This window comes from Brevibacterium yomogidense (assembly GCF_900163715.1).
In the GTDB taxonomy this organism is placed as follows: domain Bacteria; phylum Actinomycetota; class Actinomycetes; order Actinomycetales; family Brevibacteriaceae; genus Brevibacterium; species Brevibacterium yomogidense_A.
Map to the genome: position 1 here is coordinate 419347 of NZ_FWFF01000001.1, position 18093 is coordinate 437439.

The 18093-nt window shown below is 68.6% G+C and carries 15 protein-coding genes; 6 read left to right on the forward strand and 9 right to left on the reverse strand.

The genetic code is table 11. The features are described 5' to 3' along the window. Window positions 1-209: 209 nt before the first annotated feature. Both FM105_RS01715 and yczE read left to right on the forward strand, forming a co-directional pair. A complete protein-coding gene (locus tag FM105_RS01715) occupies window positions 210-896 on the forward strand; it encodes a cell division protein CrgA (protein ID WP_256970144.1) in 687 nt (228 codons plus the stop codon). A gap of 10 nt (window positions 897-906) precedes the next feature. Continuing rightward, a complete protein-coding gene (gene yczE / locus FM105_RS01720; RefSeq protein ID WP_087003731.1) occupies window positions 907-1572 on the forward strand; it encodes a membrane protein YczE in 666 nt (221 codons plus the stop codon). A 154-nt stretch (window positions 1573-1726) separates the two neighbouring features. Here the strand turns inward: yczE and FM105_RS01725 are convergent, their stop codons facing one another. From FM105_RS01725 to FM105_RS01735, 3 genes are all read right to left on the reverse strand, one after another. Beyond that, on the reverse strand, window positions 1727-2908 hold the full coding sequence (locus FM105_RS01725; RefSeq protein WP_087003734.1) for a pyridoxal phosphate-dependent aminotransferase: 1182 nt from the start codon (window positions 2906-2908) through the stop codon (window positions 1727-1729). A gap of 97 nt (window positions 2909-3005) precedes the next feature. Further along, entirely contained in the window at window positions 3006-3722 is a 717-nt protein-coding gene (locus FM105_RS01730) for a rhomboid family intramembrane serine protease (protein ID WP_087003736.1), read from the reverse strand. Beyond that, the gene (locus tag FM105_RS01735; RefSeq protein ID WP_087003739.1) at window positions 3719-4258 is read right to left on the reverse strand and encodes a peptidylprolyl isomerase; all 540 of its coding nucleotides are present in this window, start codon (window positions 4256-4258) and stop codon (window positions 3719-3721) included. Before FM105_RS01735 ends, FM105_RS01730 begins: the two co-directional genes overlap by 4 nt. A gap of 188 nt (window positions 4259-4446) precedes the next feature. On the opposite strand from FM105_RS01735, the gene FM105_RS01740 reads away from it, so the two are divergent. Continuing rightward, the gene (locus tag FM105_RS01740) at window positions 4447-5283 is read left to right on the forward strand and encodes a hypothetical protein (RefSeq protein ID WP_087003742.1); all 837 of its coding nucleotides are present in this window, start codon (window positions 4447-4449) and stop codon (window positions 5281-5283) included. Between the two features lie 135 nt (window positions 5284-5418). On the opposite strand, the gene FM105_RS01745 is transcribed toward FM105_RS01740, so the two are convergent. Further along, a complete protein-coding gene (locus tag FM105_RS01745) occupies window positions 5419-7026 on the reverse strand; it encodes a PucR family transcriptional regulator (protein ID WP_087003745.1) in 1608 nt (535 codons plus the stop codon). Between the two features lie 158 nt (window positions 7027-7184). On the opposite strand from FM105_RS01745, the gene FM105_RS01750 reads away from it, so the two are divergent. Continuing rightward, a complete protein-coding gene (locus tag FM105_RS01750; protein WP_143275783.1) occupies window positions 7185-8678 on the forward strand; it encodes a CoA-acylating methylmalonate-semialdehyde dehydrogenase in 1494 nt (497 codons plus the stop codon). A gap of 38 nt (window positions 8679-8716) precedes the next feature. Continuing rightward, window positions 8717-10159, forward strand: a complete 1443-nt coding sequence (locus tag FM105_RS01755; RefSeq protein ID WP_087004279.1) for an aspartate aminotransferase family protein — start codon at window positions 8717-8719, stop codon at window positions 10157-10159. A 169-nt stretch (window positions 10160-10328) separates the two neighbouring features. On the opposite strand, the gene FM105_RS01760 is transcribed toward FM105_RS01755, so the two are convergent. The 5 genes from FM105_RS01760 to FM105_RS01780 form a co-directional block, all read right to left on the reverse strand. Next, entirely contained in the window at window positions 10329-11852 is a 1524-nt protein-coding gene (locus FM105_RS01760) for an AMP-binding protein (protein WP_087003748.1), read from the reverse strand. Continuing rightward, window positions 11849-13060, reverse strand: a complete 1212-nt coding sequence (locus tag FM105_RS01765; RefSeq protein WP_179207013.1) for a C4-dicarboxylate ABC transporter substrate-binding protein — start codon at window positions 13058-13060, stop codon at window positions 11849-11851. Before FM105_RS01765 ends, FM105_RS01760 begins: the two co-directional genes overlap by 4 nt. 140 nt (window positions 13061-13200) lie before the next feature. Then, a complete protein-coding gene (locus tag FM105_RS01770) occupies window positions 13201-13713 on the reverse strand; it encodes an aconitase X swivel domain-containing protein (protein WP_179207014.1) in 513 nt (170 codons plus the stop codon). Then, on the reverse strand, window positions 13703-15028 hold the full coding sequence (locus FM105_RS01775; protein WP_087003758.1) for an aconitase X: 1326 nt from the start codon (window positions 15026-15028) through the stop codon (window positions 13703-13705). Before FM105_RS01775 ends, FM105_RS01770 begins: the two co-directional genes overlap by 11 nt. Then, on the reverse strand, window positions 15025-15630 hold the full coding sequence (locus FM105_RS01780) for a GntR family transcriptional regulator (RefSeq protein ID WP_256970145.1): 606 nt from the start codon (window positions 15628-15630) through the stop codon (window positions 15025-15027). Before FM105_RS01780 ends, FM105_RS01775 begins: the two co-directional genes overlap by 4 nt. 130 nt (window positions 15631-15760) lie before the next feature. Between FM105_RS01780 and FM105_RS01785 the strand changes: the two genes are divergently transcribed. Next, window positions 15761-18001: an oxidoreductase gene (locus FM105_RS01785; protein ID WP_256970146.1), complete on the forward strand. Its 2241-nt coding sequence runs from the start codon at window positions 15761-15763 to the stop codon at window positions 17999-18001. The last annotated feature ends 92 nt before the right edge of the window (window positions 18002-18093 follow it).

The window sequence follows — 18093 nt, forward strand, 5'->3', positions numbered from 1 at the left end:
GGTCCACATCAGCCCCCTCCGGCTTCCATCCAGCGATCGTCTGCCGTGCGGCTCCAGCACGATGCGGATCGGGCTGGGCACACCCCGCCCATGATAGTCGCATGCGCGGACGTCCTCTGCGCGAAGAAGGATGTCGGGAGCTAGACTGGCCAACGATCATCAGCCTGAGACACCACGGTCGGACTGCAGCCGACCTCCCGAGGAGAGACGTGGCCAAGTCGAATCGCACGAACCGGGTCCGCCGGACATCCGACTCCGCGGAGGACCAGCAGGACACCGTCGGCACGGGAGCCTCCGACCTGCCGGTGGAGGATCTCGACGCCGACGAAGCCGGGCTGGACGCCCACGACCTGCCCGGCGTTGAGCCAGAGCAGGACGACGCACCGGACGATGCGGACACGGTCGTCGATTCGGGGAAGACCTTCCCCGAGACGCCGGCACCTGCGACGTCGGACGCCGTGAAGACGGATGACGAGGACGACGCAGAGGCGGAGACGGTCTCGACGACGGAATCCGAGGCTGACTCGACCACACAGGCAGCCTCGTCGAAGAAGTCCGCGACGGCCACGGGCCGGAACCGCAAGGCCGCAGACTCCAAGGCCACCGGTGCGAAGAAGAGCGGCAAGAACTCAGCGAAGTCCGGCGATCCCGCGAAGCGCGCAGCCAACCGCAAGACCGCTTCGTACACCAGCACCCCCGGCGCGCAGACGATCAAGCCGAACGGCCGCTGGTTCGTGCCCACCATGGTCACGGTCCTGCTGCTGGGCCTCGCCTGGCTGGTCGTCTTCTACGTCTCCAGCGGGGCCTACCCGGTCGGGGCGTGGGGCTACTGGAACCTCGGCGTCGGATTCGCGATCCTCGTCGTGGGTCTCGTGATGTCGACACGCTGGCGCTAGTCGAGCGTCAGTGAAATCGACCGGCAACTTCCGTCTGCTGGGCGGCCACCCCCTGTGGATCCGCCTCATCACCCTCTACGGAGGGCTCGTCCTGTTCGGCGCATCGGCGGGGCTCGTCATCGAGTCCCGCCTGGGCAACTTCCCCTGGGACGTCCTCCACGAGGGCATCTCGATCCAGCTGGGCAGCCTCGGACTGACCGTCTCCGTGGGCGTCATCGCGATCATCGCCTCGTTCATCATCCTGTTCCTGTGGATCCCGCTCAAGCAGCGGCCGGGGCTGGGAACAGTGTCGAACGCCGTGCTCGTCGGCGTCTTCATGGACATCACGATGGCGATCGTCCCCGATCAGGACTCGCTCGCGATCCGCATCGCCCTGCTGGTGTTCGGCATCGTCCTCAACGGCATCGCCACTGTCCTCTACATCATCCCGAACTTCGGCCCCGGCCCGCGCGACGGACTCATGACCGGCCTCGTGCAGCGCACGGGCAGACCGGTGTGGGCGATGCGCCTGATCGTGGAGATCGCCGTCCTCATCGCGGGCTTCCTGCTGGGCGGCACATTCGGCGTCGGAACGATCGCCTACGCGGTGGGAATCGGCTACATCACCCAGTTCTTCCTCATCCTGGCGGAGAAGCTCCTGGGCCGCGCCGATCCCCTCACGACAGACGCGGACTGACGCCCATACACCCCTCGCCCGGCCTGTCCACACGTCTAGTGGACAGGGGCCCTGCCGAACTGATAAGCGTTTCCGCGCACGGTTCTGACCAGCTGAAACACACTGGTGTCATTCTATCCACTGCTGTGGAGAGACTTGTGGATAACCCTGGGAATCACGCCACAGACGCCATGAGGGCGGCGATCCCGGCGACGCCCGCCGTGATCGTCGCCTCATCCGTCGCGTAGGACAGCCGGATGAACCCCTCGCCCTGTGCTCCGAACGCCGACCCCGGGATCACCGCTACCCGGTGGTCGATGAGCAGGCGCTCCACGAATTCGGCGCTGGAGAGGCCCGACGGCCGGATGTCCGCGAACACGTAGAACGCACCGTTCGCACCCGTGCACGACACCCCCGGGATCGCGGAGAGGCCCTCGACGATGAGGTCTCGCCGCGACCGGTAGGACGCCACCATCGCATGCAGCGCGTCCTGCGGGCCGTCCAGTGCGGCGACCGCCGCCTTCTGGACGAACGCGGGCGAGCAGGAGGTGACGCCCTCCTTCATGTGAGTCGTCGCCGCCAGCAGGTGCGCGGGTCCCACGATGTACCCGACCCGCCAGCCGGTCATCGCATAGGACTTCGACAGGGATCCCACCATGAGGAAGTGCTCGAAGTCGGGAACCGCCTGTGCGATCGACACGTGCCGGACATCGTCGTAGATGATCCGCTCGTACACCTCGTCGGAGACGACGAGGAAGTCGTGCTCGCGAGCGAGCTGCGCGATCCTCACCAGCTCCTCCTCGGGCACGACTGCGCCCAGCGGATTCGCCGGCGAGTTGAGGATGAGCGCCTTCGTCTGCGGTGTGAGAGCGGCCTCGACCTGGTCCGCGGTGACGATGAAGCCGTTGTCCTCCGTCAGCGGGACGGCGACGGCCCGCGCCCCCATGAGGTGGATCTGTCCCTGATAGTTCGCATACGACGGGTCTGTCACCAGGACGTCGTCGCCGGGATCCACCGCGGTGCGCAGGGCGAGGAACATCCCCTCCTGTCCGCCCACGGTCACGACGACGTTCTCACGCTGCAGATCGCGGCCCCACTGCTCCGAGTACAGCCGCGCCACCGCATCGCGCAGCTCTGGGATGCCCGCGTTGGGGGTGTACCGGGTATCGCCGGCGCGCAGGGAGTCGACGGCCGCGTCCACGATGTGCGCGGGGGTGTCGAAGTCGGGTTCGCCCACCGTCAGCGATGTGACGTCGTCGAACGCCGCGACCCGCTCGAACACCTGCCGGATGACGCTCGCGGGGTAGGTCGTCGCCATCTGCGAGGCGGTGGGCCCCGCAGCGTCGTCGTGACTCATCGTCGGATCTCCGTTTCTGCCCGTACGGGCCGTGAGGGCTCCTCGACCACGCTATCCGGCGGTCCCGCGCGGGCGGGGCGGACACGCGGAGCGTCCGTCAGCCGGCCATGAGGGCAGAGGCGCGCAGTCCCGGCAGCACCGCGACGACCATCGTCACGAGGAGGACGCCGGCCGCCGCCCAGAACCACACGGTCACGGCGCGATCCCGCGTGGAGCGCTCACCGCGCCGCGGCAGCAGCGCCGCGCACCCCAGGCCGAAGCCGACCACCAGGCCGCCCAGGTGCGACTCCCAGGAGATCCCCTGCGACACGACGCTGTAGATCACGTTGAGGACAAGGAAGGCGGCGGCGCCGCCCCAGTTCCGGTCGAGCGAGCGGGTGGGCGTGAGGACGACTCCCAGCAGACCGAACAGCGCGCCCGAGGCCCCCACATGCAGGGAGAACCACCCCGGCTCGTACGGCGCGGCCAGCAGCAGCACGGCTGCGGATCCGCCCAGCCCCGACAGCAGGTACACCGCCAGGAAGCGGGCATGGCCCAGCGACCGTTCCACGAAGGAGCCGAACAGCAGGACGCCCACCATGTTGAAGAGGAGGTGGAGCACGTCCGCGTGGACGAGCATGACGGAGAGTGCGCGCCACGGCTCCGTCGCGGACAGGAGCGGGCTGAAGCCCAGGAGCCTGCCGAGTTCGACCCCGGGGATGAGGCCGACAAGCCAACAGGCCACCGTCACGATGACGATGGCCTGTGTGACGGGCGCCCCGGCCAGGATCCCCGTGCGGGGACGCCTGGCCGGCGGCGGTGACGGGTGGGTCACGCCTCGACGATCTCCACCGACTCCATGACGATGGGCTCCTTGGGACGGTCCATCGCGCCGGTCGGAGCCGCGTTGATCGCGTCGACGACCTTCTTCGACTCCTCATCGACGACCTCGCCGAAGATGGTGTGCTTGCCGTTCAGCCACGTGGTGGGGACCGTGGAGATGAAGAACTGCGAGCCGTTGGTGCCCTTGCCCCCACGCTGACCGGCGTTCGCCATGGCCAGCAGGTACGGGCGGTCGAACTGGAGCTCCGGGTGGATCTCATCGTCGAACTCGAAGCCCGGGCCGCCGGTGCCGGTGCCCAGCGGGTCGCCGCCCTGGATCATGAAGTCCTTGATGATGCGGTGGAAGCCGATGCCGTCGTAGAAGCGTCCGGTCTTCTTCTCACCGGTCTGCGCGTCGACGTACTCCTTGTCGCCCGTCGCGAGTCCGACGAAGTTGGCGACGGTCTTCGGAGCGTGGTTCCCGAAGAGCTCGATCGTGATGTCGCCCTTGTTCGTGTGCAGGATGGCCTTGCCAGTTGAAACAGTCATACGCTCATTGTTCCATGAGCCGCGGACACAGGACGGCCGGAGGTGCATCGGGTCGTGGGTGCGCGCTCTCCGGACCATGGCAGTACGCCCACAGTCTGGCCAGTTGGCGCTATCGGTGCGTCCGGACTCGACACCACCCCATAGACTGTGAGCGAAGAAGAAGTCTGCCGACCACCTCGGAGGGTGAGATGTTCAAGAAGAGGTCCCAGCCGAAGACCTTCATCGACGAAGTCGGTGAGAGGCTCCACTCCGTGGGTGATGTGGTCCGCGAATCGTCGGCCCAGGCCCTCGAGGCATCCGGCCCGTACCTCGAGCGCGCGAATGCGTGGCTCAACGAGGCGTCCGACGCCGCCGCACCGCGCATCCGCGAGGCCAGCGGTCGTCTGCAGTCCGCTGCAGAGACCGTCCGCCCCCACGTCGAAGGCGCGCTCAGCGACGCGAAGTCGCGGTTCGACGACGCCCGTGCGTCTGCGGAGAAGGAATACGAGGCGCGCGTGGCGCCGGCTCTGCGCGAGCAGTCCGCAGAGGCGGAGAAGCGTGCCCGCGACGTCGCGGAGAAGGCCGGCGCGAAGGCGTCATCGGTGGCGGGTCTGCTCGCCTCGACGGAGACCTCGAAGGGCTTCGATGACGCGGTCGCTCGCTTCACCGGCGACAAGAAGGCCGTGAAGAAGGCCCGCAAGGCGCTCAAGAAGGCCGGCGCGGACCTCGAGAAGCGCACTGCGCAGAAGTCCTCGGGCGGCGGCAAGTGGTTCTGGATCGTGCTGGGCGTCGTCGGACTGGGTGCGATCGGCTTCGCCGTGGCCCGCCGTCTGCAGCCCGTCGACGATCCGTGGTCGACCCCGCTGCCGAGCAACCGTCCTGCGGATGCCCGTCCGGTCGGCTCCACGCCCGCCTCGGAGCAGCCGGCCAACGAGTCGATCACCTCGCAGGTCCCGGCCCCGGCGGCTGCAGTCGCCCAGGCAGAGGCCGAGGGCGTCGACGTCGACGGCCAGGATGAGGACGACGAGGACACGCAGAACCGCTGAGTCCTGCTCTCTGAGTCCGACTCGCTGAGCCCGACCCACTGAGTCCCGCTCAGACACCGCATCACCGCTGCGCCCGGGGGATCCGCTCCCCCGGGCGCAGTCGTGTGCGGGCACGGACTGCCCTCACTCCTGCGCTCACTCCTGCGCCCGGAACCAGAGCACAGCGGTGTGCAGGGACGTGCGCGATTCGGCGTCCTCCAGAGAGACCCCCAGCGCTGACTCGACCCGCTTCACCCGCGCATAGACGGAGGGCCTGCTGAGTCCCAGTGCATGGGCGATCGCGGACTTGTTCCCGCCCTCCCGCAGGAACAGCTCGAGGAACTCGAGGTCGTCGCTCGCCCCCTCGTCCGTGAGCGTCCCCAGCTCCGACTCCGCGAACGCACGCAGCCGCGGATCATCCCGCAGCGCGGAGACCAGCCCCCGCAGCCGCACGTCCGCGAAGCGGTAGAACGGCCGGTCGCGCACGGACATGGTCGCGACGATGTCCGCCACCTGCACCGCATGCTCGAGGTCACGCCCCGCCTCCAGCAGCGTGTCGGCCTCGGCACCGGCACCGGCGCTGTGCCGTTCCCCCGACTCCTCGCCCAAGCGCTGGAACAGCGCCGTCAGGGTGTCCTCGACCCGTCTGCCGCTGCAGCCCACGACGCCGACGATCATCCCCGACCGGCGGCCGCCTGAGATGACGGTGGCTCCGGCGTGCTTCGCCGCCGCGACGAGTTCGGTGCGCACGGCCTGCTCGCGCAGCTGGAGGGACGTGATCCCCTCCTCCACGGCCTCGGGAGCGGAGATCCGCACCGCGATCGGCACGTAGGCGCGGGCCGGTCCCAGGCCCAGGGACCGGGCACGGAGACGCGCCTCCTCCTCTGCCATGTCGCTGGAGCCCATGAGCTCGTGGATCAGCGCGTCCGCCGCATGCTGCAGCAGGTCCCGCTCGTTCTGCGTCGCCATCCGCACGAGTGTGACGGCCTGTCCCGCCCGCTCCAGCACCTCACCGGCATGGTCGTCATCCGCCGCGGCGAACGGAGCGACGAGCCTCCCCCATCGCCTGCCGCGCACACCGACGGTTACCTGCTGGCGGCTGGGCAGTGGCCACTCGTCGAGCAACTCGCCCGGGGAGGAGGCGGCGGAGTTGAAGGCGAGCACGCGGTGCGCGGCGTCCTCCAGGACGACGGCCGATCCGAGGAGCTCTGCCGTCGTGTCGACGATGAGCTGCTCGTCCGCGCTGCGGAGGCTCAGGTCGGTGAAGACGTCGTGCACGCGGCGCGCACGCTCGACGCGGGCCAGCTGCTCCCCGATCAGCAGTCTGTGCGCCGCCTGCGTGACCCGGACGTAGCGCGCACGGGCCGCCAGGACGATCACGGGGAAGTCCAGTCCACGAACGGCCTCCGTGAGGACGTCCCGGTCGATGGTCGACGGCCTCCCCGCCTCATCGACGATCTCGATGACGAACCCCGCGGCTCCCGCCTGATCCAGCCGCGTGAGGAAGTCGCGCGTCCGCACGGGCGACTGGCGGAACATCGTGCCGCTGCTGAGGATGAGCTCCCCGCCCTCCAGCAGGGACGGCACCTCTTCCGTCTCTGCGATGTGCACCCAGCGGACGGGGCGGTCCAGGCGATCGGACCCGCTCAGGACCTGGGGGCGCGCCCCGCGGATCTCATCGAGGTGGAGGATCGAGCGGACTGTCACAGCAGGTGTCACAGCAGGTGAGGAGTGCGGCTCCGGAACAGCGGTGTGCACGGACATGCCTCGATCTTACAGACCGTCAGTTTCACGCATTCATACTTCACACTGTGCATCTGGCGCGCAGGCTCCGCACCACCCACACTGGAGGCATCGGATCGTCGCACCCGCGCGGACGCCGCGCATGCGCGATCACAGTACTCGCAACGAAGGGAGTCACCGTGAACACCATCAGTCACTGGATCAACGGACAGACAGTCGCAGAATCCGACGGCGCGCGCTTCGGCGACGTCGTGAACCCCGCCACCGGCGTGAACTCCGGCAGGGTGGCACTCGCCTCCGCCGACCGCAGCCGTGAGGCGATCACGGCCGCCGCAGAGGCGTTCCCCGCCTGGCGCGACACATCGCTCACCAAGCGCACCTCGATCATGTTCGCCTTCCGCGAGCTGCTCAACGCCCGCAAGGAGGAGCTGGCGGCGATCATCACCGCCGAGCACGGCAAGGTCCTCTCCGACGCACTGGGCGAGGTGAGCCGCGGGCTCGAGGTCGTCGAGCTGTGCTGCAACATCTCCTACCTGCTCAAGGGCGGCCATTCGGAGAACGCGTCGACCGGCATCGACGTCCACTCCGTTCGCCAGCCCGTCGGCGTCTCCGCCATCATCTCGCCGTTCAACTTCCCCGCGATGGTGCCGCTGTGGTTCTTCCCCGTCGCGATCGCCACGGGCAACACCGTCGTCCTCAAGCCGTCGGAGAAGGATCCGTCCACCGCGAACTGGCTCGCGGAGCTGTGGAAGGAAGCGGGACTCCCGGACGGCGTGTTCAACGTGCTCCACGGCGACAAGGAGGCGGTCGATACGCTGCTGACCGACCCGCAGGTCGACTCCGTGTCCTTCGTGGGCTCCACGCCGATTGCGAAGTACATCTACGAGACGGCGAGCGCGCACGGCAAGCGCGTCCAGGCTCTGGGCGGCGCGAAGAACCACATGCTCGTCCTGCCGGATGCGGACCTCGACATCACGGCCGATTCCGCTGTGAATGCGGGCTACGGCGCCGCCGGTGAGCGCTGCATGGCGATCTCCGTCGTCGTCGCCGTCGATGCGATCGCGGACGAACTCGTCGCGAAGATCGCAGAGCGGACCAGGGGCCTCAAGGTCGGCGACGGCACGCGCGATTCCGACATGGGACCGCTCATCACGGTCGCGCACCGGGACAAGGTCGCGGGCTACATCGACGCCGGCGTGGAATCCGGCGCGGAGCTCGTGCTCGACGGCCGCACCACCAGCCCGAACGCGGACAGCGACGCCGCGTTCCTCAACCCGACGCTGTTCGACCGCGTCACGCCGGACATGTCGATCTACACGGATGAGATCTTCGGACCCGTGCTCGTCGTCGTCCGCGTGCCGTCCTACGAGGAGGGCCTCGCGCTCATCAACGCGAACCCGTACGGCAACGGCACCGCGATCTTCACGAACGACGGCGGTGCGGCACGGAAGTTCGAGAACGAGGTCCAGGTCGGGATGGTCGGCGTCAACGTGCCGATCCCCGTGCCGGTCGCCCACTTCAGCTTCGGCGGATGGAAGAATTCCCTGTTCGGCGACACGCACGCGTACGGCGCGGAGGGCGTGCACTTCTTCACCCGCGGCAAGGTCATCACCAAGCGATGGCTGGACCCCAGCCACGGCGGCATCAACCTCGGGTTCCCCACCAACTCGTGAGCAGCGGCTCCCACGGAGACAAGGATTCGATCATGACCATGACGAACACAGAGCACAACACATCCACAGCAGCGGGTGACATCGGCGCCGAGGCCGCAGCGGCCTCGGCGGCGGGGTCCGCCACTGCGGCCGGTCCGGTGACGGAGGAGATGCTGGCCCGCGGCCGGCGGGCCCATGACCTGGACCGGAAGCACGTCTTCCACTCCTGGCAGGCGCAGGGCCCCTTCAACCCGATGACGATCGTCAGGTCCGAGGGAACGCGGGTCTGGGACGGCGAGGGGCGCGAGCTCCTCGACTTCTCATCCCAGCTGGTCAACACGAACATCGGCCACCAGCACCCGGCCGTCGTCCGTGCGATCCAGGACCAGGCGGCGGACATCTGCACGATCGCGCCGCAGCACGTGAACGACGCCCGGTCCGAGGCCGCCCGCCTCATCGCGGAGATCGCACCCGACGGGCTCGAGCACGTCTTCTTCACGAACGGCGGCGCGGACGCGAACGAGCACGCGATCCGCATGGCGCGCCTCCACACGGGTCGACAGAAGGTGCTGTCCGCCTACCGCAGCTACCACGGCGGCACGAACCTCGCGGTGAACCTCACGGGCGATCCGCGCCGGTTCGCGAACGACAATCCCGGCGACGGCGTCGTCCACTTCATGCCGGCCTACCCGTACCGGTCCTACTTCGGATCGACGACGGAGGCGGAGGAGACGGAGCGGGCGCTGCGCCACCTCGAGGACATGATCACCCTGGAGGGCCCGCAGAACATCGCGGCACTCCTCCTCGAGACGGTCCCGGGCACGGCGGGGATCTACGCGCCTCCCGCGGGGTACCTCGAAGGGGTCCGGGAGCTCACGGAGCGCCACGGGATCATGTTCATCGCGGACGAGGTGATGGCCGGGTTCGGCCGCACCGGCGAGTGGCTCGCGATCGACCACTGGGGCGTGACGCCGGACCTCATCACCTTCGCGAAGGGCGTCAACTCCGGCTACGTGCCGCTGGGCGGCGTGATCATCTCCGACGAGGTGTACTCCTCGTTCGTCGACCGCCAGTACCCCGGCGGACTCACGTACTCCGGTCATCCCCTGGCGTGCGCCGCGGCCGTCGCGACGATCACGGCGATGCGCGACGAGGGCATGATCGAGAATGCGAAGCGCATGGGCGACGAGGTCATCGGTCCGCGGCTGGAGGAGATCAAGGCGAAGCATCCGTCTGTGGGCGACGTCCGCGGGATGGGCTGCTTCTGGGCCATCGAGCTGGTGAAGAACCGCGAGACGAGGGAGCCGTTGGCACCGTACGGCGGTTCGTCCGATGCGATGAACGCGGTGATGGGTGCGATCAAGGAAGGCGGCGTCCTGCCGTTCGCCAACTTCAACCGCATCCACGTCGTCCCGCCGCTCAACGTGAGCGAGGCGGACGTCCGCACCGCGCTCGACGTCATCGACCGCGCGCTCGATGTGGCGGACGGCTACGTGGAGTGACGTAGGCGAGCATCCACGCGTGGGCTGCTTGGGTCGATCCGGGGCGGGCCCGATCCCGCGGCCCGACCCCTGGGCCCCACGCGAGTGAGTGCAAACTGGTCCAGAGCCCGATGGTTCTGGACCAGTTTGCACTCATTGGATCGCGCGAGATGCTGTGGGGCCCGGGCCGTCACACCTCGTCGCGGAGCACGTTCTTCTGGATCTTGCCGGTCCCGCTGCGGGGGAAGGCGTCGCGCAGGACGATGTCCTTCGGCATCTTGTACCGCGCCAGCTGACCGTCGCAGAACTCCCGCAAATCATCGAGGGTGGGCGGCTCGTCGTCGCTGTGCGGCACGACGACCGCGACGGGGACCTCGCCCCACTTCTCGTCCCTGCGCCCGACGACCGCGACTTCGGCGACCTTCGGGTGCCAGGCCAGCACGTTCTCCAGCTCCGCGCAGTAGATGTTCTCACCACCGGAGATGATCATGTCCTTCACCCGGTCGACGACGTAGAAGTAGCCCTCCTCGTCCTGCTTCACGAGGTCGCCGGAGTGGAACCACCCACCGGCGAATGCGTCCTCCGTCGCCGCTTCGTTGTTCCAGAAGCGATCCATGACGCCGGGGCCGCGGTACACGATCTCCCCCACGTCGCCCTGCGGCACATCGTTCATCTGCCCATCGACCACGCGGACCGACACGTTGCGGTCCGGCAGCCCCACCGACCCCAGCTTGCGCACCGAATCCTCGTGGTTGAGCGACATGCCCGAGGCGGTCGTCTCCGTCTGCCCGAACGCGGCCTGCGACATCGCCTCCGGGAACGTCTCGCGCAGTGCGGTGAGGAGAGCCTCCGTCGCTGGGGCGGCGCCCCAGCTGTAGAAGCGCAGGTCCACATCACGCGGTGCGCGACGCTGCTCATCGATGATCAGCTGCCACTGAGCCGGCACCATGAAGGTGCGGGTCACGTGGTGCTCGGCCATGACATCGAGCAGGTAGCCCGCATCGAACCCGGTCGACGCGGTGATCACGGATGCCGCACCGTTGGCGATGTTCGTCGTCATGACGTTGAACGCCGCGATGTGGAACATCGGTGACGCGACGAGGACGGCGTCTCTGCCCGGCACGTACGCCCAGGAGGCGGACGAGCGCATCGTGGTGCTGAGGAAGTTCGAGTACGTGAGCACCGCACCCTTCGGCCTGCCCGTCGTGCCCGAGGTGTACATGATCGCCTGGTCGTCAGTCTCTGCGCAGACCACCGGGTCGGGGATGGTCGACTCGCCCGTCGACGCGGCGAGCACGGCGAGGTCGACGACCGGTACCGCGTCCCCGCTCTCGGCCAGCGCGTCGCGGACGGTCAGCACCCGGTCCGCATCCGCGATGACGACCGCAGGCTCGCAGTCGCTGATGATGTAGGCGACCTCGCCGGCGGCGAGGCGGAAGTTCACCGGCACGATGATCGCACCCAGGTAGTTGGCCGCGTACACCGCGACGGGGAACTCGGCGGAGTTGCCCGCCACCACAGCCACCCGATCGCCGCGCTCCACTCCGGCGGCGACCAATCGGGCCGCTGCCTGCTGGACGCGCACCAGGAACTCACCGAACGTGATCCGTGTGTCGGCGTCGACCATCGCGGGGCGGTCGGGCAGCTCGTGGGCATGCCGGTACACCCCTGCGATCGGCAGGTGAGTGCGGGAGAGCTCGAACTCGAGATTCACTGATCATCCTCCGTTGCTGTTCCGGGGCGGTGCTGTTCCGCGGCTTCTGTGAAGAGCCGCTCGCCCAGGGGCCTGAAATCGATGCTGCCCGGCTCGTACCACTCATCGAGCTCCGACAGTTCGCCGTCGTCGGTGTAGCCCAGCTCCTCGACGATCCCCGTCCACTTGTCTGCGAGCCCGTGCATCTGGTCCCGGATGTCCTCGGGCAGCTGCCCATCGGCGATGAGGTCGTCGACCAGCTCCTCCTGCTTCGCGACGAGCATGTCCTCCACCTCTGCGTCCATGACGGAGAACTCTCCGCCTGCAGCGCTCGAATCGAGGACCGACTGGTGACCGGCATCCAGCGTCGCCTGGACCACGCCGTGCATATGATCGGCCTCTGCGTCGAAGATGATCTGCTGATATGCGAGTGGGAGCTGCTGGAAGCCGGAGCCTGCCACGTGCATGGCAGTCGCCCCACCCGTCATCCGCTGATCCGAGAAGTGCGAGACGTGCGGAGCGACTTCGAGCAGCCCGGTGGAACCGGCGACCTGCGGCTGGACGAACGTGCAGTCGACGGTGTTCCGCTGAAGTGCTTCATACGTCTCGCCGTACTCCATCGACACGGGGCTCGCCCCGATCGTCTCTGCCAGCGCGGTGTGCGCGGTGCCGGCGATTCTGATCTGGCGTCCCTTCCAGTCATCCGCCAACGTCCCCTCAGCCCCGCAGGCTGTCCAGTAGTCACCGGAGCTCATGAGCGGGGACAGCGGGACGAGTCCCTGATCCTCGATCGACTGGAGGTGCTCATCGCTGTTCCACGCGAGCTCACTCATCATCGCCGCAGAGATCGCTTCACCTGTCAGCGGAGCAGGGGTGGAGTACTGCGTGAGCTTGCTGAACGCATCCACGGTGGGGAACTCGTCCGGGAAGTAGATCGCGGCGTGGTAGGCAATGTCGACCCTGCCGTCATTCAGCGCATCGACGAGTTCATCGTAGGGAGCGATCGCCTGTCCCCAGGTCGTCTCGAGCGTGATCTTCCCGCCGGAGCGCTCCTCGACGTACTCCTTGAACGCGAGCCCGTTGGCGGCCGTGACGGACTCCGCAGAGGACCCACCGGGCTGGTAGCTGAGCGTCACGGGCTCCAGGTCTGCGAGCACAGCATCGACGTCCTCCTGGGACGCTCCGAACGCGAAGCCCTCGCCTGCTCCCTGCGCGGCGTCACCGCTCACTGACCCCGCGCATCCTGACACCAGCCCCAGTACTGCTCCAGCTGACACGAGTGAGACGACAGCTCTGTTCCTCGTCCTCATACCTGAACCACTTCCTTGTGCGTACGCGCTTCCTCGGCGAAGCGCGGGTCCAGGCAAACTTAACAAACAATCGATTCATGCGGCGAGGACATCTCATGCAGTTCGCCGAGCGCACCGATCTCCGTCCTCACGCAGTCCACCGCGAGGAGATCCGACCCTCCTCCCCGCTCGAGGTCCTCCGCCGTCACCTGCACAACGGGCAGACGGATCCCGGAGATCTCCGCCGCAGCAAGGCACCCGGAGACGAGCACGGCGTCCGGTTCGCTCACGACGAGGAGCGCTGGTCCGCGTCCGTTCACGATGAGCTCCGCGAGCACACTCGACCCGGATGACGAGCCCTTCGACGTCGACAGGACCAGCGCCCGCCCGACGATCGATTCCCCGCACGCCGGATGGTGGACGTCCACGATGCGCCCTTCACCGTCGATCCCTCCCCAGAAGGAGACGGGAGGGATCGATAGGGTCCTCCCAGCACCCTTCCCCGGGTGGAGGACACGAGCGGTCAGTGCTGCTGTGCTCCCGCCCACCGGACGGAGCTCTCCGCCCACGTCGTCGTCGACCTCACCGTCCACCGGACACCGCCTGCTCGAGGCACTGCTCCAGTGACGCGAAGACGACCCGCACCCCCAGATTCCCGGGTCCGTAGTGCGCCCACTTCGCGGAGTCCGTCATGACGACCGACCAGTCATCATGCAGCCGCGGCAGGAGATACGTGCACGTATCCGTGACGATGCGGACCCCTGCGTCGCGCAGCGTCGCGTGGTCGTCGGGGTGGTCAGCAGCGAGCGCGTCGGCTGTGAAGCGGCCGGTGTTGACCCACACCGGCAGGCGGGGTTCCCGCCCGTGCGACCGCAGCAGCGCGGCGATCCTCCGCAGCTGCGCGAGCGACGCGTGGGGCGTGCCCAGGCAGACGGCGTCGACGATGGCGTCCGCCTCCGCGTGTGTGAGCTCGTCCTGGGCGCGGGCCACGTCCGCCGGGCCGACGACGGTGACCGGCGTGCGCTCCGGGTCGCATACGGCCTCGAGCTCTGCGCACTCCGGGGTGACGCCCTCGATGTGGAACAGGGCGACGCCGCCGGACGAGGCGGCGGCCGCGCCGAAGGCCTTGAGGTCGTCCTCGGTCGGGCGCATCGCTCCGACACCACTCCCGGCAGTCCCACGGCCGAGGTCCTGGTCGCCGGTCACCGATCCCGGATCTTCCAGCCCGGTGACGACAGGGACCCCCGTCCCGGCGATCTGTCCCGCGAGGTAGCCCAGCAGCGGGTACACGTGCTCCCCGGCGAGCGGCACCGCACTCACGTCGATGATGTGGGTCGCCCGGCGGTTCTCATCACGGTGGAGGCCCGCGTACGGGGCACACCCGCTGATCGCCGCGCAGACGTCGAGGAAGTCGCCATACCTGTCCGTCCGCGCTCCGAGGACCGAGTTCGCGAACACCACGGCATTCGACTCGGCCCACGCGATCTGCGTGCCGAAGCGGGGGCGCTCGGGCAGCTGATAGGGCGCGCACGTCCAGGTCTGCGCCACGCCGAGTCGTCCGTAGAGTCGCATCAGCTCGGTGCCGTCCCGCGTCTCCTCGGGCGAGCGCGCGGGCAGCTCCGGATGCCGCAGGTTCACCGACCCCACGTTCGTCGTGGTCGGCACGCGGCACTGAGCGCCTGCGTCGACGAGGCGCTGGACGAAGTCGATCCCGCTGCGCCCGTGGAACAGGCAGGAGTCGATGTGGACGCTCTCCACCGCGACGAGCCTCGTCGCGCCCTTCACCCGGGCGACCCCGGTGACCATGCGCATGGCCATCGCCTGCGCCTCACCACAGTCGCCGCTCAGCTGCGCCTCCTGCTCCGCCGTGAGGCGCAGCGGTGGGGACGGCTCCATCGGGAGTCTCATGTGAGGAAGTAGCGCAGGTTGTCGTCGACCAGGTCCACCGCGGCCTCCGCGTCGCCCGCCTCCACGAAGCCGACGAGGGTGCACAGCTGCGCCGCGCTCTCGCGATCGGCCTCCTGCGGCTTCTCCTCGTCGTGGGCGACACGGCTCTGATCCCGCAGGCGCAGTCCGATCTCCGCTGCCCGCTCTCCCAGCCCCCTGCTCAGCACGAGGAAGTGGAACCTGCGGTCCGCAGCGAAGAAGGACTTCCGGTCTGCGGCCCCGGCCGCGGCCAGCGCATCCTCCGCAGCAGTGCGGAGATCTCTCAGGGTGCCCGGGTCACGGCTCTCGCACAGGGACCGCACCGCCGGCTCGGCAAGGAGCAGCCGCAGTTGGAGGATCTCGTCGAGGTCCGCATGCGTGACGGGTACGAGCCGGTACCCGCGGTTCGGCACAGCCTCGACCGTGCCGTCCGATACGAGCGACATCATCGCCTCACGCACAGGACTCAGTGACATGCCCAGGGTCTTCGCGAGTCCCGCAGCGGAGAAGATCCGATCCTCCCCCAGGTCACCGACCGCGATGGCGGTGCGGATCTCATCGAGTGCGGTCTCTCGCAGCGACATCGTCAGCGCCCCTCGGGTCTTGTGCGAATGTGGTCTCGGTCACTACAGTACATGTACTCGGTAATCGATTACCGAGCACCAGGATCGCAACGAAGCGATTCGACACCGCGATGCGCTGGAGGTCCCCCTCATGTCATCCCACGTCTCGGACCCGCTGCTCACACCGTTCTCCATCGGCTCCGTCCGACTGCGGAACCGGGTCGTCTCGACCTCCCACGAACCCGCCTACACGGACAACGGCATGCCCGCAGACCGCTACCGCCGCTACCACGCGGAGAAGGCTCGGGGCGGTGTAGGCCTCACGATGATCGGCGGCTCCGCGATCGTGTCCCGTGACTCCCCCGCCGCGTTCGGCAACATCGACCTCAGCACGGACGACGTCGTCCCGTGGTTGCGGAAGCTCACCGACGAGGTACATGACCTCGGCACCAAGGTCATGATCCAGGTGACCCATCTGGGCGCCCGGTCCTCGAACTTCACCGGCGACTGGCTGCCTCTCGTATCTGCGAGCCGGTATCGCGAGCCCGCCCACCGCGCCTTCGCGAAGGAGGCCGAGGACTGGGACATCGACCGCATCATCGCCGACTACGCGGAGGCGGCGCGGCGGGTGGCCGACGGCGGCCTGGACGGCCTCGAACTGCAGCACTGGGGCCACCTCATGGACTCCTTCGTCTCCCCGTGGCTCAACCACCGCGAAGACGAGTACGGCGGACCGCTCGAGAACCGCCTGCGCTTCCCCCTGCGCCTCCTCGACGCGGTGCGAGCCGCGGTGCCGGACGACTTCGTCGTGGGCGTGCGGATGAGCATGGACCAGCTGCGAGAGGACGGGCTGGACAGCGACGACGCGATCGCGATCCTCCAGCGCTACATCGAGCACGGCGTCGAGTTCGTCTCCATCACCGGCGGGCGCATCGAGAGCGACCGCGCCCTCGCGGAGTCGATCCCCGGCATGGGCACCCCCTCGGCTCCCTTCCTCGAACTCTGCCGCACGGTGCGAGCTGCGGTGTCCATCCCGGTCCTCCACGCCACCCGCATCGCGGACGTCCCCACGGCGCGCCACGCGGTGGACGACGGGTGCGTCGACCTCATCGGCATGACCCGCGCGCAGATCGCGGATCCGTACCTCGTGGAGAAGATGGCTGCCGGGGAGGAGGACGACATCCGCCCCTGCGTGGGAGCGAACGCCTGCCTCGACGCGATCTACGTGTCCGGCTCCGCCCACTGCATCCACAATCCCGCGACTGGGAGGGAGGAGACGCTGCCGCAGCGGATCCGCACCCTGGGACTCGCACGGCGCTCGCGGCGCGTCGTCATCGTCGGAGCCGGCCCCGCCGGGCTCGAGGCCGCCCGGGTGTGCGCGATGCGCGGGCATGACGTCACGCTGCTGGAGGCCTCCGATCGCCACGGCGGTCAGGTCGCGATCGCCGCCCGGTCGGAGCGTCGGAGGGACCTCATCGGGATCGTCGACTGGCGCCTGCAGCAGGTGCGCAAGAACGGTGCGGACGTGCGGTTCAACGTGCTCGCGGACGAGGACACCGTCATGGAGCTGGAACCGGACGTGGTCATCGTCGCGACCGGCGGCGTGCCGAACACAGAGATCTGCGAGGGAGAGGAGCACGTGCTCGATGTCTGGGACGTCATGACGTCCCCGGTCGTCGCCGGTCAGCGGGTGCTCGTCTACGACGACAACGGCTCCTACCCGGCCCTCGACGCGGTCGAACGGCTGGCACGCGGCGGCGCCGAGGTCGTCTACGCATCGCCGGAGCGCACCATCGCGGTGGAGGTCGGGGCGATGAACTCTCCCGCGTACCTGCGCTTGATGGCCGAGCGCGGTGTGCAGTCACGCCTGACGGAACGACTCATCGCGGTCGAGGAGACCGACGACGGGCTTCGCGCCTACCTGAGGAATGAGTACTCGGACACGGACACCACGGCCGACGTCGACGCGGTGGTGGTCGACAACGGCACCCTCCCCAACGACGAGCTCTACCTGGCGCTGCGCGCCGGATCGCTCAACGGCGGAGCGGTGGACTACGACGCGTTCGTCGATCCGCTGGGCACGCTGCGGGCGCAGACGCTGACCGCTTCACCCCACGCCGCCGAGGTCCGGGAGCCGGTCCTCGCAGGTGCCGGTGTCCGCGAGGGTGCGGGCTCCGAGGCCGCACCGACGCTGCTGGGCACCGGCTCATCGGTCACCGAGACCCCCGGCGCCGAGGCCCCGGCCGCCTCGCATACCGCTGCTGGCCTCGTGCGTCCAGGCACCGCCCCAGACGCGGCGGGATACGAACTGTTCCGAATCGGGGATGCGACGAGCAGCCGCAACGTCCACGCGGCGATCCTCGACGCGCTGCGCCTGTCGCTGCTGGTGTAGGCCGGGACTGCACAGTGCTGACCTCCAGAAGCACCGCGGCCTCGGTCACAGCGGAGCGCTCGCCAACAGCGCGCTCGTCGATTCACCTGACG

Bases quoted from the DNA above. Each gene is read 5' to 3' on its own strand.
- FM105_RS01785 (WP_256970146.1), top strand. From the start codon at position 15,761: ATGTCATCCCACGTCTCGGACCCGCTGCTCACACCGTTCTCCATCGGC.
- FM105_RS01745 (WP_087003745.1), bottom strand. From the start codon at position 7,026: ATGTCCGTGCACACCGCTGTTCCGGAGCCGCACTCCTCACCTGCTGTG.
- FM105_RS01775 (WP_087003758.1), bottom strand. From the start codon at position 15,028: ATGAGACTCCCGATGGAGCCGTCCCCACCGCTGCGCCTCACGGCGGAG.
- FM105_RS01780 (WP_256970145.1), bottom strand. From the start codon at position 15,630: ATGTCGCTGCGAGAGACCGCACTCGATGAGATCCGCACCGCCATCGCG.
- FM105_RS01740 (WP_087003742.1), top strand. From the start codon at position 4,447: ATGTTCAAGAAGAGGTCCCAGCCGAAGACCTTCATCGACGAAGTCGGT.
- FM105_RS01755 (WP_087004279.1), top strand. From the start codon at position 8,717: ATGACGAACACAGAGCACAACACATCCACAGCAGCGGGTGACATCGGC.
- FM105_RS01725 (WP_087003734.1), bottom strand. From the start codon at position 2,908: ATGAGTCACGACGACGCTGCGGGGCCCACCGCCTCGCAGATGGCGACG.
- FM105_RS01735 (WP_087003739.1), bottom strand. From the start codon at position 4,258: ATGACTGTTTCAACTGGCAAGGCCATCCTGCACACGAACAAGGGCGAC.